The following is a 16187-nucleotide window of genomic DNA, read 5'->3' as shown; positions in this document are numbered from 1 at the left end:
GAAATATCAAATAGGTCCCCTTGCTTTATAGCGGGGGGAACCTTCATTTTAAGGAGGAATATTCATTGGACGCTCAAATTGATCAAACTCTTAACATTGGAACTGAAATCCAACTGGCTGAAGGCATTGTAAAGAACGTTAAAATCGGCAGCATTGGGCTGATTCGTAAAGTACGTCAGGTAATGAAGGCAGCGCCATATAAGTTTTCTACTTCCGTCGGACGAGACAAATGGCCAGCCACGGAAGACCGAGCTGAAGTTGACTGGCCATTAATTGAAGCAGCATACCGCGAAGCATTTAACTTAGTGCTAGTTGATGGACTGACCGACGAAGAATACGAACAGGCAAATGTAGAGGTGCTGGATACACTCCTAGACCGATTTCTATAGAGAGTCATTCCCTCCAGATCCAGAAGTTGACGAGGACGAGGCTGACGAAGATCGGGAAGATAAACAGGAAACTAACTGGCTTGATATGTGGGCTTTATGTGTAAGCAATGGAATATCTGATAGTGAGTGGACCAACATGACAATTCCAAAAATTCGCACCCTCATGAAAGCCAAAAATAAGAACAGAGAATTCGAAATTATCCTGCATGGCGGGGAAATCGAAGACCAAAAACCGAAGAAAGTAAAGTATCTTTCTGATGTAGGGTTCTACCCCACAAAATAGACCTCCGCAACCAAGCGGCAGGTCTTTTTTTCTGTATATACGGTTGAATCCCAACGAGCAGGAAAATTTTCCTTACCACCAAAATGAGGGGTGAAGATACATTGACAGACATGGGCAAAGACGTTGTTGGAGCCAGGCTTAACCTTGATACCTCGAAAATGCTTCCAGCATTCCAGGCAATAGATCGAGGCGCTAAAGGTAATGCAGAAACCTTCAAGGTACTGAATCAAGAGATAACCGTTACCACCAAAAACTATACTTCTCTAGCTGCAGCAGCCGATAAAATGGTACTTACATCAGAAGAACGGCGAAAGAAGATTATGGCTGAGTCCGAAGCATTGATAAAACAACGGACGGCTCAGGCTGATTTGCTCAATACAAAGAAAAACCAAATGGATCAAACAAACCAGATCGTAAATGCCAAACTCGCAGCGCAAGAAGCCATCGTAAAGAAAAGGTACGATGCCATAGAGCAGCAAGAGCGAGAGCATCAATTGAGGATGGCCACACTCCAAAACAAAGCTGCAGCCAGCGCGGTAAAAGCAAATGCAGCCAATGGGTACAGTGCATCAGACAAGACCAGAGAACGCGTACTAATGGAAGAACAAAACATTCGACGTAAGCTAATCCAACTAGGGGAAACAGAAAGCCAACAAGCCCGAGCTAATGCTGCATCATACGAGCAGTTTTGGATTAAGGCCTTGCGGACGCGTGAGATTAAAGAAGCACAAATGCGGGAGAAGGTTCTCCAAGAAGAACAAAATATTCGCCGCACGATAGAACAAACAGCCAACCAAACAAGCAAGCTTTCCGGCTCAAACATTGGCGGTGATATGACCTCGACTACATCGGTATGGGCCTCCAGACTACAACAAATGGCAGCACATGCCCTTGTATTTAATACAGTCTATCGAGGTATCCATGAAGTACAGAAAGCCATGAAAGAGGGCCTTGTGGACATTGAATCCAATATGGCTGGATATGTTCAGACTAATGAGAAGTACTTTTTGATGTACAACGAAGGCGCGAAGGAAGCAGTTATGAATACGAAGCTACTTCACGAAGAAACAACAAAGTTTATTCATACTGCCCATGACTTGGGTGCTGAGATTACTGATGTAACTGAATCAGCACGGCTCTGGGGCCGCATGTACAAGGATGCAGGCGTAGTGCAGGAAATGGTTCGCAAGTCCACCATGCTGTCCACAGTCGATTTGGTAAGCCTTGAAGATGCTACAAAGAGCATGGAGTCCACTTTGGCGCAGTACGGCGTTCAAATTAAAGACGCTAACGATGCCATGGTCATAGGGGGGCGCATCTTGGATTCATGGTCCAAGGTCGCTCACGACACCATGGCTCCTGCGAAGGATCTCGGTGCAGCGTATGAACGTACCGGGAAGATTGCTGCGGAAACAGGCGTGTCCTTTGACGTAATGAATGGATTAATCTCTTCTGGTATACGCAACACTGCTTTATCCGGGGAGAACTTGGGTAACATGTGGAAAACAGTTCTCGGTACAATACGTACGGACAAGGCTGTGGCTGAGATCGAGAGCCTTGGAGTAGCCACGAAGGAAGTTGTAAACGGGACGGAGCAATGGCGCAGAGCTGACGATATCTTGATTGATTTGTCCACGAAAGTTATCGACAAAAACTATGACTTAACCAAATCCTATGCCGATATTTCTCGCGGTGTGTACCAGTATGCCAAGTTAGCGGCGTCTCTCAATGCCGGAGATATTCTCTTGGGAACGGCATCATCAATTGGTTCCACCGGTGCTACCCTGGAGTACCTCAAGGTGCAGATGGATACAATTAGTCGGAAAGCGGCTCAGACCAAAGCGTCCTTACTCGAAATATTCAATAATGCCGGTGACGATGGTTTACGTAAAACCATTAAAGATGTTCTGGATGCAATCGATCAATTGCTCATCGGATTAACTCAAGTGCCATCTGGAGTTTTTGAAGGAACAGCTGCATTGGCTGGACTACTCCTTGCTTACAAGATGTTAAGAGCGCCGATTATGAATGTCGTAGCGGCTATTCAAGTCCTAACTGCAACGAAAACGGCAGAAACAACAGCGATTGCTACAAATACAGTCGCCAATGAAGTGAATATTGTCACTTCCCAAGGAGCGACACTCTCGACGGTTGCGAGAACCGCAGCAACAGAGGGAGCGGTAGTTGCTCAAGGTACGCTTACAGTAGCTACAGAAGGGGTCACAGCGGCTACAGCAGCCATGACAGCAGCACAAGCAACCTCGACGGTTACGATGGCGGCAGCAACCGCCGGTCTGTCGCTGCTGGCAGGAGCCATAGCCATATATGTGTTCCAAAAAGGCAAGGCCGTAAAAGAAGATCGAGATCACATCCAAGAATTGAAAGATGAAGATGCGGCTAGTCAACAAATGATTAGCCAGTATCAACGGCAAGTAGAATTGTTGCCTAAGTTGGTCAATGCTCATAATTCTTTGCAGCAATCTATTGATTCCGGGACACTCTCAGCAGACAAACAAGCCAAGGTCAAAAAGCAATTGGATGAAGTCTCTCAAGCCTTGGTAATTACGTTGGGTGATGAGGGAGCTAGACAATTAGATGCAGCCAACTATACGGATGCAGCCGTAAAGATTCAAATCAACGCACTCAACGAATTGATCCAGAAACAAAATGAAGCACGGAAAAATGTTCTGATGGACCAAAAAGACTCTATACAGAAGCAGTTGGATGCTAAACAAGCTGAAATCGAAAATGCGAAGAAGATGTTATCAAACGCTAAAGAGGTAGGATTTAATGCGGAGGTAGCCTTACAACAGGTGGCGGCAGTCGAGAAACTCTCAGAAAAGGTCAAGAATCTAACAATTGAACAAAACAAACTCAAGGATGCTTCGGCAGGTTTGAATGTTCAAATAGCTGAATTGTCCGTAGAGGGATTCGACCAACTTAACGGAAATGCGGGAACGTCTTCCGAATCGCTCAACGATATGCAAGAAGCTTTGACGAACCTTAGAACAGAGATCAGCAAAAACGGCGATGCCATCACTGAATTGAATGGTTTGCTTAAACAATTATCTGACGGGCAGTCATTAAATGCCTCCAATGCGGCGGACTTGATTCTTAAATATCCTCAGTTGGCCACACAAATCTATAAGACGGCAGATGGATGGGCTTTTGAAAAGGATGCTGTCAATGATTTGCGGAAGATGAAGATCCAGAAGGCGATTGACGATCTGAAATCAGAGCAAGCATCAGCATTCAATACGAAAATTGCCACAAACGATCGTCTGAAAGCATACGGGATTGAAGCCTCAGCAATTAAGGACTTGGCTCAGTTGAAAGCGAAACTGAACGGAGTCAAAGCGGAGGTATCTGCATCCAGCATAGGAAACTCTTTGAATGATCCTGAGGATGCTAGGAACTTCAATCCTGCCTTTCAAAAGAATGCTCAAGCAGCATTGGACGCAAAAGCAGCGCAAGACAAAGCACAATTAGACGAGATTGACACCATCTACCAAAGTTTCGTTTATGACTCCCAAGGCTATTACGACAAAATCAATGCCCTCAGTAAACTCTATAAAGATCCTAACTTTGGTTCTTCTGGAAGCGATAAGAAAGATAAGAGTGGGAAAAGTGATGCAGAGAAGGCAAATGATAAGGCGAAGAAAGAAGCTGAACAAGCAGCCAAAGATGCAGCAGAAGCACGTAAAAAGGCTTATACCGATGATCTTGATAACTTCAAGTACATTTCCGAACATCAAAACTGGTCCATTGATCAGCAGGCAGCCGGTTACGAAAGGCTGAAGAAACGGCATGCCGTCTATCTGGCAGAAGACAAAGATGCGATGAAGCAATGGAGTCGGGATGTCGTAGCCTTAAGCGACAAACGGTATGACGAAGACAAAGCTAACCTAGAGAAGAAAACCGAACGCATGCGCCAGGCTAACCTTCAAGAGGTTGAAATGGTTAAGGCCTCACTGGACTTTTACACCAAGGAAGTGAAAAAGTCTTACCTTACAGCAGAACAAAAGATTGAAGCGCAGAAACAGGTTTACGACCTGACGAAGCAATATAACGAACTGCGCTATACCAACTCCGCGAACTGGATTGATAAAGAATCTCAAAAAATGGAGATGGCTGGCAAGAGTAAAACTGAAATCATAAACATGGAGTTGCATGCCTATCAGCGCATGTATGCTGACAAAAACCGAACTGCAGAACAAAGCTTTGCTCTAGAACAAAATATTTATGAACAGAAGAAAGCTCTGATCGAGCAGGGATTCTCAGACTTTCAAAAAGACTTGAACCACCGTAAAGCGATGGGAGAGGTCAATACAGCCCAGGAATTGCAGGAGTGGTTAAAGGTCCAAGCCATGTATAGAGTAGGCACAGACCAGCGCCTAGAAGCTGACGAGCAGGTATTTGCACTCCGGCAGAAGCTGATTGAAGATGAAACGAAGTCTGTTGAGACTTTGGGTTCTACCTATAAATCTAAAATCGAATCTACGCGGGATGCAGCAATCAAAGCGATAGAAGCGGAGCGGGATGCATATGTAGCCGGTAAAGATGCTGAGATTAAAGCGATTGATGATTTACTCAGCAAACAGCAAGAGCTTAATGCAGATGTGGATTTTGCAACGGCCTTGGCTGAAAAGCAAGCACGTTTAGCACTACTGGCTTCGGCAGTCGGCCCGGATGGTATCGCTGAACGCAAGCAAGTTCAGAAGGACATCGAAAAGCTGCAACTGGACCATGACCGCGAGTTAGCCAAGAGAAGCCTAGAAGATCAGAAGAAGGCGCTAGAGGACGAACGAGACACTAAGAAGGCAGCATTTGATAAAGACATTGAAACTGCAAAATCTCATTATGAGGATCTGATTTCGGCCTTCGAGAGTTTTTCTTCGGACACCGCGAACCGCGCAGAAGTGCTGAAAAACATTCAGGTCCTGAAGGAATCTGAGAAGAATGCGGAGATCCTTAGCCAGTTGGATCAGTTTATAGCAGACTATCAAGCAAAGATGAGCGCGATTACAGCCCTATCTCCAACTGTAGGCAACACTGCAGGAACGTCATATGCCGTAAACAACACAGTAGGAGTCGGCGTTGGTGGTATTGCGCAAAGAGCCTCAGATACACTTGAATACAACGCAAATAAGGATGCCTGGGACGCGGCTAAAGAGGCGGGTAATAAAGCGGAAATGGAGCGGTTGGCAGCACGTAACGAGGAACTTCGCAAGAAATATGGCATTGTGAAGGACAGTGGAAAAATACAAAGTTTTTCTGAAGGCGGAAAAGTTAAAGGCCCCCGTGGAGCGGCTACAATGATTGAGGCCCACGCTGGAGAAATTGTTCTCAATGACCGGCAGCAAAGCAACCTGTTTAAACTACTGAACTTTAATATGCCATCCCTTAATTTTTCGATGCCTCAATTCTCTATGCCAGCAGCATCAGGCAACGGCGGAGGGAGTGTAAACCGTAGCGAAACCGTATTCAACATGGGAGATACTTATATTGCAGACGAATCAACCGCAAGGGTGTTCTGGAGCGAAAAGGAGAACTTGGTGCGACGATTTCAAGCTTCGGGGGTGAAATAATTGGTAGAGGCTACAGCAGATGGAGTATCTTTCCGGTCTGTGGGGCTAGGGCTGGTGAAACACAACATCCCAGTATTGCCCCCCACAAAAGATAACAGCCTTGAAATTGCAGGAGCAGATGGAGAAGTAGATTTCGGATCAACATATGGTCCAAGGGTATTTGACCTTGAGTGTGTTCTCATAGCAGATGACCCAACGTTAGATTATCACCGAAGAGTCGCTAAAATGGCGGCTCTTTTTAATGTCAAAAAAGGCGATATTCCGTTTACCTTCTCAGATTTACCGAACAAAAGATACATGGGGCGATATGCCGGGACAATGCCGATCGACAAAATAATTTTTGATGGTAATGTCACACTACCAATCAAAATGCACAATCCATGGCCGGATTCATTGCAGGATACAGAGCTTCGCGAGTATGGGGAAGGTTTGGAATACGGTCAAGGGTATTTTTACGCAGGAACCTCATATTTCGAAATTATATCAAGCGGTCAAAAAGTGATTGTGGAGAATGAAGGTTCTGAGATTGGTTACCCATTGATTCGCATAACAGGTGCATTTACGGACCTTTCAATGAGCGATGGGAAGCAAATATTAACTTTTTCCGGGGGTACTATATCCTCAGATGTTTTGGAGATCGATTGTGACCTGAAAAAATGTAGAGTCCGCCTCAATGGAGTGAATGCATACTCACGGTCAAATGGCGTGTTCTTTGAATTAAATCCGGGAGAAACAGAATTTACCGTGAATGCTACGGCCCCGAACTTCACCATCGAGTTCATCTATCATTACAAATACCTTTATTGAGAAAGGGGAACAGATATGGCCTTCGCAAGAAGAATCATAAGTAAATTTCTTGATCCTGATAACTTGAAAAGACATAATGACAACTTTGCTGATATCGAATCGGATCTAACAAACCACCGCAACCGACTTGGCACTATCGAAACGGAACAGGTAAATCAGGGTAATCGCATATCGACCATTATCGCTCACAATGGTGACGGCACGAAGGACACTGAGTTGATTGATGCTCGGGGCGGTCAGCCACTCTTATCTGATCGGCTGGATGCCACTGATGCGCAGTTGGCGGATACTGCCGACTTCCTACGGTCTGATAGGAACGCTGAACTGCCGTTGCCCATTCCGACATACGATGGTAGTGGGCAGAGTACACACCCATCTGTTATACATGTCCCGGGACGATGGGCCGGCTTTGAGTATTGGATGGCACATACTCCATATCCAGATACTAATGATGATTATGAAAACCCGAGCGTTGTATGCTCTCAGGACGGTGTAGAATGGCTGGAGCCCGCACAAAATCCCATTGATAAACCTACAGCGGACGAGACTGCTCGCGGCGCTTACATGAGTGACAATGAGATAATTTTAGTTAACGGAGTGTTAGAGTGCTGGTATCGCTTTACTGATCCAGACAATAACATCGAACGACTTTACCGAAAGAAATCCTCCGATGGTTTAACTTGGACAGCAAGAGAGGTAGTGTATGATCTATCTGGTACGGATAGGGCTGTATTATCCCCAGCTTTAATTCACGAGAACGGGATCTATCGTATGTGGTATGTTCAGCCGAACGGAGACATTTTTTTGGCCGAATCTGAAACAGGAGCGTCAGACTCGTGGGGCGAACCTGTACCAGTGCCTTTATCGTACCGATCAGACACGTATCGACCGTGGCATATCAGCGTGTTTAAAGACGGTCCCGAACTTTACTATTTGATTCTGAATGCATTTGAACCGGACAGCGACGTTTATCGACATGTACTGATAGGACATTCCAAGGATGGCACATCCTTTGGAGATATTTTCTTACTTCTGTCACCAAACACCCGCGAGACTAAGCGATTTGACAGCTTCTATCTATATCGAGCGTCCTTGGTTCGTGCCGGTTCAGTATATCGCCTATATTATTCGGCATACTCTACAGCAGGCAAATGGAGAATTGGTATGATACAAGGCGACAAGATAGAGACCCTTAAAAAGTCAGACTATGTGACCTTAGCCTCTGAACATTTATACCCCCCTGTATTAACGACTTCTGTCTCTCTGACGGGCGGCGCTTATTTTAACCGAGAAGAAGTTTATTTACAGACTCCCGGACTAAAATCTGTGAAGTTTAAAAACATTGCCGCAGGGGTTGCCGCTGTACTTACTCAGGCAGGAGCGCTGGCAAACTTACAACTTTTAAAACTCTTATTCAAGGACAGTGCATACGCAAACAATGAGGAAGTTCTTTTTCGGACTGATGGTGTAAAGGCTGCAAAACTCAAAAATACAGGCCCTAATAAAATCACTGTCCAAAAGGAGAACGGAGACGCAGCAGAACTCGAAGCAGAAACACTCTCAATGGGAGAAGGCGCATACGTTAATAAGGAGGAGGTATACTTACAGACTTCCGGGGTCAAATCTGTAAAAATCAAGAATACAGGAGTTGAGACGGCTGCTATTTTATCAGAGGCTAACTTACCTGCGATACTCGAAGTCAAGGCGGTAGTGTGTAAAGGTGACGGACCTGCAATTGAGGGGGCGATTCGATACAACACATCGACCAAGAAGCATGAGGGGTACAATGGTACTACTTGGAACGCCTTGTATTAGTACCGTTCAACAGATACTCATATTAAGGAAAACATTGACAATACAAAGGGCTCAACTGTAAATTAAGTATAAAAACTACTAGGTATACTAGAGAAAAGAGCCCCTATGTATAAGCGTTATGAAGAACTAGATTCATTAAGAGGAATAGCTGCATTAACTGTACTATTCGGACATATTTTATTGGTTTTCAAAGAAAATTTTTGGACGAGTGCCCTGTTCAAATTTGGTCCTTTAAAAGGGCTAGTTGCAGGTGGAGAAGCAGTTATTCTGTTTTTTGTTTTAAGCGGGTTTGTGTTATCAATCCCGTTTTATTCTGGAAAGAAGCTAAATTATGCTACTTATGCGCTAAAACGTATCTGTAGAATTTATTTACCTTACATTGTAGTTATATTTTTTGCATTTATTCTTCGCGAGTTGTTGTACAGCGGTAATATTTCAGGTATAAGCAACTGGATTAATGCACTATGGTCAGAGGATATAAGTAAGACCGACTTAGTTAATTATTCGTTACTAATCGGACATTATTCTGGCAACCTGAACTTTGTAGTTTGGTCACTCGTGCATGAAATGAGAATCTCCTTGATCTTTCCTTTGCTTATGATTCTTTTGATGAAAGCTAACTATAAACAAATTATTACAGGAGCAATATTTATATCTCTTTTAACTGTGTTGTATGTTTTTGTTACCAGTTCATCCTTTAGTCAAACGGAATGGTTTTCGACCGTTAATTATGCATCTTTATTTATAATAGGGGCATTGATTGCTAAACATCGGGAGGAAATAATAAATTACGCAAAAGGCATGAGGGGGAGGAATAGGATACTACTACTTGGCGTTGGACTAGTTCTATTTATTTACGGCCACCCATCTTTCGCAGTCAGAGTAGTTTTTAGCGACTTTGATACTTTCTCCTTTTATGGGGCAGTGTTAGATACTTGGACCATAGCTATAGGCGCGGTAATTATGGTAGTGCTCTCGATTTCTTCTGTTCGGTTGTCGAAAATTCTTCGTAACGATCTCATCAGTTATCTGGGAAAAATATCGTATAGTTTATATCTTACTCATTTAATTGTGTTAGCCTCGCTTATTCATCTCCTAAATGGTTATTTGCCGATATGGGCGATTAGTGCGATGGCTATTATAGGGTCTTTTATCGTGGCGAGCGCGGTATATAAATTCGTTGAAAATCCTTCCAAGAGACTGGGCGAGAGGTTAGCCAACAAGGCTGGGCGGAGACCCTTGCGAAAATTAGATGATGCCGCTTAGTTGGACCATACTGTTCACTAGGCTGTTATAAGACACGGTCAAACCGAAATCGTATTTCAAAATTGATCCCATCCCTATATATTTTATATGCGGCCTGATGCATGTAGTTTAATGCATTCAATATGCTGCCGAAGGGAGGGATTGATAATGAATGATTTCAGAGTTTTGACAACTTCAGAGTTGATATCACATGCAAAGAAAATGAATGAACTGGTCCCAATTCACGTGGAAATGCTTGCAGGTGCCGATGAAGATACGATAGATATTGTTTTGGGATTGATTGAAAAGTTCAGAAAATCTAAAGCAAATGCCTTCCAAGAGTTGGACAGACGTAACATCCTGGTGTAGTTGACAGACAGTTCGGAAAAACCACATTCATTTTGCGTGTGGTTTTTTTAAAATTCAAGAAGAAAACGCCCGCATTTAATCGGCAGGAAAATTTTCCTTAGTAAGGATGATAAATAATGAAAGAAAAATTAGAAGTGCTGGATAAGAATTTGGTTCCAGTCGGAAAACTGGTCAGCGCATACGAAGAAACGCGCAAGCGAAGAATCAATTCAGATTACGAAATGTCTTTCCTAGTTCCAATGATATCTGAAGACTATCGTGATAAAATTCAACTCAAGGGCCACGTTCAAGATGAACGTGGCCAATTTTATGTCATTAATAGCCGATCACGGGTGCGAGATGGAAGGAAACTCACAGCATCGATCTATTGCACACATGTGATGTTTAAACTGATGGACTATAAATTTCCTTATGCCTCATACATTGATGAAGCCTATGGAGTCCACATCTCACAACTTACTAATTTAATCTCTACGGCAACCGGCGGGAGGTTTACGTTCAGCATCGACGATACATTTGACTTATCCGATGTGAAGGAGTTTGGGCAAGGCAATTGCTTGGTTGCTCTGAATAAAGTCGTGGAGTTGTACGGCTGCGAGATAGACCCCAACAATTTTGTTATTCATCTTAAAAAACGTATTGGAGCCGACAACGGCCATCAGTATCGGTTGAAAAAGAATATCGTATCTGATCAGTTCAAGGACGATGTCAGTTCCCTGGTGACGCGCATGTATGCCCAAATGAAAGACGGTACTACTTGGATAGGTCAAGCAGCATCTATCCTTACAAGCGAAGAGAGAACACTGCTGGCGGCTGTTCCAGGGGCTATTGTGGATGGGATATTGAAAGTAAACTATCTGATCTCCCCTTATGTCCATGCTTGGTCCAGTGACTCTGTACCATTCTTTGACAACGAAATCATCGTTCAAGATATCGACCCAGCCATCGATGAAGAGAAAGCCGTGCAAGCATTACTGGAAGCCACACGTAAGGCCCTACGGGAGCAAGAGATCCCAGCCTTCGAAGTGACGGTGGATGGAGCAGACCTTTACAAAATCGATGGAGAAGAAACTAAACCAGAACTTGGCGATACGGTGTACTGCCATGATCCAGACATGGAAATGGTAAATCTCTCCGCCCGGATCACAGAGCTAACAGAGTATCCTTACTCTATGGATAAACATGCACTGGCCACGGTAGCTAACGTTATGCGGCGTGATGAACGAGATATACAATCGGACCTGGAGAAGAGCAAGAACACCGTACAAAACTTGTTTAGCGGGGGGAGAATCCGGGCAGCGGCATTCGAAGAATTTGCGCATAAAGCTGTGATTGATATCAATAATTCTAAGACGGAACTTATGTACCCACCAGAAGGCGGTATCCTGGCCCAAGATAAGAACGATCCGTTGCGTCAAGTTCGTCTCACAGCCGGGGGAGTTGGAGTATCCACGGACGGGTGGCAAACACTGCGTGCAGCAATCACCGCAGACGGACTTATGGGAGAAATGATTAGAGGGCAAATAGGGGGCTTTGAATCCCTTAGTGTTGGTCATGATAATGAGATCATCCTATTAAATCATACTGGATTGTCAGCCGGTAATGCTGAATTCAATGATGCACCATTTAGAGTAGATATGAATGGTAACGTAGTAGCAAGAAAGATTACTCTTACCGGAACAATTGAACAGAGTGAAGTGACGGATTCAACTTTCCGCGCCGGTCATATCATAGGGGGAGACATTACCTCAGATACAGATATAAACGTTACCCGTGATGCGCGGATAGGTAATAACTTGTTTATGGGATTGGAGGGAGCTGCTAATGATCGCAAACTAGAGTTCGTTGCCGCACCCGGATATGAAGCCAATCTCAGTTTTACACACGCGACTAATGAACTGAAAATACGAGCTGGAAATGATATCAAAATTGACAGTGGACTTTACATTTCTTTAAATGGGATGGTTATCACTCTAAATGGAGATAGTTATGTCGGCTCAAACATTCCTGGTAACAGAATAGTGGTAGCATCGGAGTTAGATCAGATGAACACCTTGCTAAATAATTTAGGATATTCATTAGTGCTACTTGCTGGAAGAGTTCAAGCCTTAGAGAATGCGTGACCTATTCAAAAACCTGCCTTCTGGATATAATAGGAGAATAGGAAAATTCAGGAGGTAATAGCCGTGAAAGCTAAAATATTTGGATTTGCAACAGCTATTCTGCTACTTGGTGGATCGTTTGGATTCGCAGCAGGAACTTCATTAGTTGGCTCAAAAGTAACTGGGACATATTCAATTGAACAGGATGGAAAAAAGATTGCCGACGCAGCCATCATCAACGGTTCTGCATATGTTCCGGTCCGCATCATGGCAGATGCAACGGGAACAGAACTTGAAGTGAAAGGGAAGACAATAACTATGAAAACAGAAATAGTAGAACCGGAAACTACATCAACCTCACCAGCAGTTGTAAAACCAAATGAATTAGCATTGAAAGAACGTCTTTCGTCCTTGGAAAATCGAGTTACAACACTTAATCAAGCTATCACGCAAGCAGAGTCAGACATTTCGACGTTATCCTCTACTGATCAAGAGGCTCGGAAAAAATATATAAACGATTTAAAATCAAGGGTGACTTTGACGATGCTAGAGATTTCTGAAGTGAAAGCTCAACTTGGTGAATAACATCAATAAACCGTAGTACTACAGTATATAAACCTTGATACGATATAAGCAGAAAAGCCTTTCCTGGTTCAGGAAGGGCTTTTTATGTTGTCTGGAAGGAGGACAAAAATGAAAGCAACACCAAAAATAGAAATGCTGATAGATGCATTAAATCCAGTCGAAGAATCAATCAATGTAATCACATACATGCTTACTTTACATCCAGGAAAAGAGCTTGAGATCCTTCAATGTATTGATCAGAAGATAGGAGAAGCCCTGTTGGCACTTCAACCAGTGGAGCCGGTAGTAAAACAGGTAGAAGAATCGCCTTAGAGTTAAGGGGGAGTGGGGGAAGTAAATGGACGTTAAAACGATGATTACTATATTAGCAGCGATTAGCGGGATAGTGCTGGGCTGGGTAGGAGGCACAAGGGCATTTAAACAGGATGTGGAGCGAGAAGCGGGAAGTGGCGCTGCATTGCGTACAGACGTCGAATACATCAAGCGCGGCGTTGACGACATGAGGCTTGAACAACGCGCACAAGGACAACGGTTTGATGTGCTTTCGGAACGTGTTACGAGGATCGAAGAGTCGGCCAAATCTTACCACAAGAGACTGGATCGGTTTGAAGAAAATAGGAGAGGTGAGGCGTAATGGACATGCTAAGCAACGAGACTCTAGCGCTTGCTACACTTGTAGCGGCGTACGTTGGGGTAGCAAAGGGATTTGGCCTGAAAGTAAAATGGACTAATCTGGCGGCTGTAGGGATCGCAGCCGTCTTTGTTTTGGTTCCTGATGCACTTCGACAAAAAATCATAGAGATATCTGTAGTGGGTCTGTCCGCCACCGGTACGTACCAGTTGGCTAAAAAGAAGGAGGCTGACAAGTGATGCTGACACTGGAACAAGTCAAAGCAAAATCTACCGCGCGCCTGGATGGTCTGCATCCGGTCGTTAAGGCTGCTGCAACAGCACTCATTGAACGCTGCTATGCCCGAGGAGTCAATATAATTATTACCCAAGGGCTGCGGACAATGGAGGAGCAGGACGCGCTGTATGCGCAGGGCCGCACGAAGCCGGGGTCAATTGTTACCAATGCCAAAGGCGGGACCAGTTACCATAACTTCGGGTTGGCCGTCGATTTCGCGTTGCTGTTATCGAACGGATCAAGTGTCTCCTGGGACATGGCGCGTGACGGAGACAATGATCAGACGGCGGATTGGCAGGAGGTCGTACAGGAAGCGAAGGCGCTGGGCTTTGAGTGGGGTGGGGATTTCAAGAGCATTAAGGATGCGCCACACTTTCAAATGACTTTCGGATTAAGTACGGCAGCGCTGAGGAAAGGTTATCAGCCAACAGCGGCACAAGTAAAAGAGTCTTTTGCCGTCATAGATAAATTTAAGGAGGCCGAGGTTGTGAACAAGGGTGTAAAAGTAACTGTAAAGGTAGATGGGAAGAAAATTGAGGACGGCGTATTAGATGAGGGAGTTGCTTATCTACCGGTGCGTGCTGTGGCAAAGGCTCTAGGGCTGACTGTGGGGTGGGATCAAGTAAGCAAAACAGTAACATTGAGTAAGGGGGCTAAATAATGAACAGCAAATGGCGTAATTATGGCTTGTGGGTATCATTGACGGCAGCCGTGCTCTTAGGTGTTCAGACAATCGGGGCAATCTTCGGGTTTCAGTTGGCCCCGGAGAAATATGACGAGGTTACAGCAGCGGTGAATGCAGTCTTAGGTATCCTGGTGGTACTGGGAATTGTAAGCAACCCGGAAGCTGGAAAAGGATACTCAAATAAAGAGTAAATTCCCAAGCGTTAGGGATTATGCCCACTGGCTTCGGCTTGTGGGCTTTTTATTAATTAAATTTCTTTTCTTGCTGGTTGTGAGAGCAAGAGCGTAATTGCCTATAATAGTAAGAGATGGCCTTGATGTAGAATACATTGTTGGTTTTTTTGCGGGTTGAGCGACATCGAATTTTTAAATGTGTGTCTGGTGTTTGCCCATTATGTATAAGGATTAAGCCTACTGGCTTCAGTTAGTGGTTCTTTTTTACTTTTAGTAATTTTTTGAAGTTGCTTGCGATATGTATATAGAGTCCTATATTTTTTCTGCTTCTTGCAGGAAAACAATTCCTTTTGTCGTAATTGTATAATGTAAAATATTGTTCACGACAAGGAGATAATAATGACAGCTGAATTGGGGATCCTTAATAAATCCGCAGTAGCATTAGCTGCTGATAGTGCAGTGACAATTACCAATCGAAAAGGTGAAAAGATTTATAATTCTGCAAATAAGCTATTCAGTCTTTCAAAATGCCATCCAATTGGCATTATGGTTTACGGAAGTGCCGAATTATCCGGTGTTCCTTGGGAAACAATTATTAAAATTTACAGAAAGGTGCTTGATACTAGAAGTTTTGACACTGTTAAAGAATATGCTGAAGATTTTTTTCGATTTTTGCAAGAAAATGAAAATTACATATTTCCTGATAATGTTGTCCAATCAGGTTTGGAAAAAGTCGTTTTTCAATTTCTTACTCTTCAAAGGGATAAGTTAGAATATAACCTGCAATTAGCATTTGAAGGGTCAGATGATGAATATGAATTATTTTTTGAAGAGGAAGAAGATATAGACCCAGAGAAAGTTATAAATGTATTAAAATCAAACGTGAAAACGAAGCTTTCTGAGTTCGCTGAGAGCGAATACTTACCTCATTTTGACATTGATGATGTACAGAAAATCATTGAATCACAAGAAGAGATGATAACGAAAGTTATTAAATTCCTTTTTAAAAATCTCCCTGTCGATGAAGAAATCATGAGTGATTTGATAACAATGGTTGCTTATTATTTATGTAAAGATGTATTTACAAATCAGTTTTCGGGAATCGTTGTTGCTGGTTTTGGTGAATTGGAGACATTTCCCTACTTGTTTTCTTACATAGTTGAGTGTAAAGTTGGAAATAAATTAAAATATAAAAATGAAGACACTAAAGATGCAACTATTAGTAACGATGTTGAAGGT

Annotated in this window: 13 protein-coding genes and 1 pseudogene; all 14 read left to right on the top strand. The window is 43.6% G+C overall.

Annotated features, from left to right (window positions below):
* The first annotated feature begins 65 nt into the window (after positions 1-65).
* On the top strand, positions 66-389 hold the full coding sequence (locus A3849_RS26805; RefSeq protein WP_256700938.1) for a hypothetical protein: 324 nt from the start codon (positions 66-68) through the stop codon (positions 387-389).
* Positions 390-782: 393 nt separating this feature from the next.
* Entirely contained in the window at positions 783-6260 is a 5478-nt protein-coding gene (locus A3849_RS26795; RefSeq protein ID WP_256700950.1) for a transglycosylase, read from the top strand.
* Complete coding sequence (locus A3849_RS26790) at positions 6261-7067, top strand: distal tail protein Dit (protein ID WP_074114141.1); 807 nt, start codon at positions 6261-6263, stop codon at positions 7065-7067.
* 15 nt (positions 7068-7082) lie between these two features.
* Entirely contained in the window at positions 7083-8882 is a 1800-nt protein-coding gene (locus A3849_RS26785; protein WP_074114140.1) for a glycoside hydrolase family protein, read from the top strand.
* Between the two features lie 105 nt (positions 8883-8987).
* Positions 8988-10148 (top strand): acyltransferase family protein, encoded by a 1161-nt coding sequence (locus A3849_RS26780; protein ID WP_074114139.1) that lies wholly within the window; start codon positions 8988-8990, stop codon positions 10146-10148.
* A gap of 147 nt (positions 10149-10295) precedes the next feature.
* Entirely contained in the window at positions 10296-10496 is a 201-nt protein-coding gene (locus A3849_RS26775; RefSeq protein WP_074114138.1) for a hypothetical protein, read from the top strand.
* Positions 10497-10612: 116 nt separating this feature from the next.
* Entirely contained in the window at positions 10613-12619 is a 2007-nt protein-coding gene (locus A3849_RS26770) for a phage tail protein (protein WP_074114137.1), read from the top strand.
* Between the two features lie 63 nt (positions 12620-12682).
* Entirely contained in the window at positions 12683-13183 is a 501-nt protein-coding gene (locus A3849_RS26765) for a hypothetical protein (protein ID WP_074114136.1), read from the top strand.
* 108 nt (positions 13184-13291) lie between these two features.
* Positions 13292-13495: a hypothetical protein gene (locus A3849_RS26760; protein ID WP_074114135.1), complete on the top strand. Its 204-nt coding sequence runs from the start codon at positions 13292-13294 to the stop codon at positions 13493-13495.
* Positions 13496-13520: 25 nt separating this feature from the next.
* On the top strand, positions 13521-13817 hold the full coding sequence (locus A3849_RS26755) for a hypothetical protein (RefSeq protein ID WP_074114134.1): 297 nt from the start codon (positions 13521-13523) through the stop codon (positions 13815-13817).
* Positions 13818-13822: 5 nt separating this feature from the next.
* The gene (locus A3849_RS26750; RefSeq protein WP_256700935.1) at positions 13823-14053 is read left to right on the top strand and encodes a hypothetical protein; all 231 of its coding nucleotides are present in this window, start codon (positions 13823-13825) and stop codon (positions 14051-14053) included.
* Entirely contained in the window at positions 14053-14751 is a 699-nt protein-coding gene (locus tag A3849_RS26745) for a M15 family metallopeptidase (RefSeq protein ID WP_074114132.1), read from the top strand. The genes A3849_RS26750 and A3849_RS26745 overlap by 1 nt, the downstream gene beginning before the upstream one ends.
* Positions 14751-14966 carry a phage holin gene (locus tag A3849_RS26740; RefSeq protein WP_074114131.1) on the top strand — a complete coding sequence of 72 codons (216 nt, stop codon included), beginning with the start codon at positions 14751-14753 and terminating at the stop codon, positions 14964-14966. Before A3849_RS26745 ends, A3849_RS26740 begins: the two co-directional genes overlap by 1 nt.
* Before the next feature lie 381 nt (positions 14967-15347).
* Positions 15348-16187 (top strand): annotated as a pseudogene (locus tag A3849_RS26735) (hypothetical protein); the annotation flags it as partial.

Source organism: Paenibacillus sp. P46E (genome assembly GCF_001909095.1).
Lineage (GTDB): Bacteria > Bacillota > Bacilli > Paenibacillales > Paenibacillaceae > Paenibacillus_AQ > Paenibacillus_AQ helianthi.
Note: the sequence above shows the minus strand (reverse complement) of the source record. Positions and strands in the feature narration are given on the sequence as shown.

Coding starts and splice junctions, on each gene's coding strand:
- A3849_RS26795 (WP_256700950.1), top strand. CDS start 783: ATGGGCAAAGACGTTGTTGGAGCCAGGCTTAACCTTGATACCTCGAAA.
- A3849_RS26785 (WP_074114140.1), top strand. CDS start 7,083: ATGGCCTTCGCAAGAAGAATCATAAGTAAATTTCTTGATCCTGATAAC.
- A3849_RS26780 (WP_074114139.1), top strand. CDS start 8,988: ATGTATAAGCGTTATGAAGAACTAGATTCATTAAGAGGAATAGCTGCA.
- A3849_RS26775 (WP_074114138.1), top strand. CDS start 10,296: ATGAATGATTTCAGAGTTTTGACAACTTCAGAGTTGATATCACATGCA.
- A3849_RS26770 (WP_074114137.1), top strand. CDS start 10,613: ATGAAAGAAAAATTAGAAGTGCTGGATAAGAATTTGGTTCCAGTCGGA.
- A3849_RS26760 (WP_074114135.1), top strand. CDS start 13,292: ATGAAAGCAACACCAAAAATAGAAATGCTGATAGATGCATTAAATCCA.
- A3849_RS26755 (WP_074114134.1), top strand. CDS start 13,521: ATGGACGTTAAAACGATGATTACTATATTAGCAGCGATTAGCGGGATA.
- A3849_RS26750 (WP_256700935.1), top strand. CDS start 13,823: ATGCTAAGCAACGAGACTCTAGCGCTTGCTACACTTGTAGCGGCGTAC.
- A3849_RS26745 (WP_074114132.1), top strand. CDS start 14,053: ATGCTGACACTGGAACAAGTCAAAGCAAAATCTACCGCGCGCCTGGAT.
- A3849_RS26740 (WP_074114131.1), top strand. CDS start 14,751: ATGAACAGCAAATGGCGTAATTATGGCTTGTGGGTATCATTGACGGCA.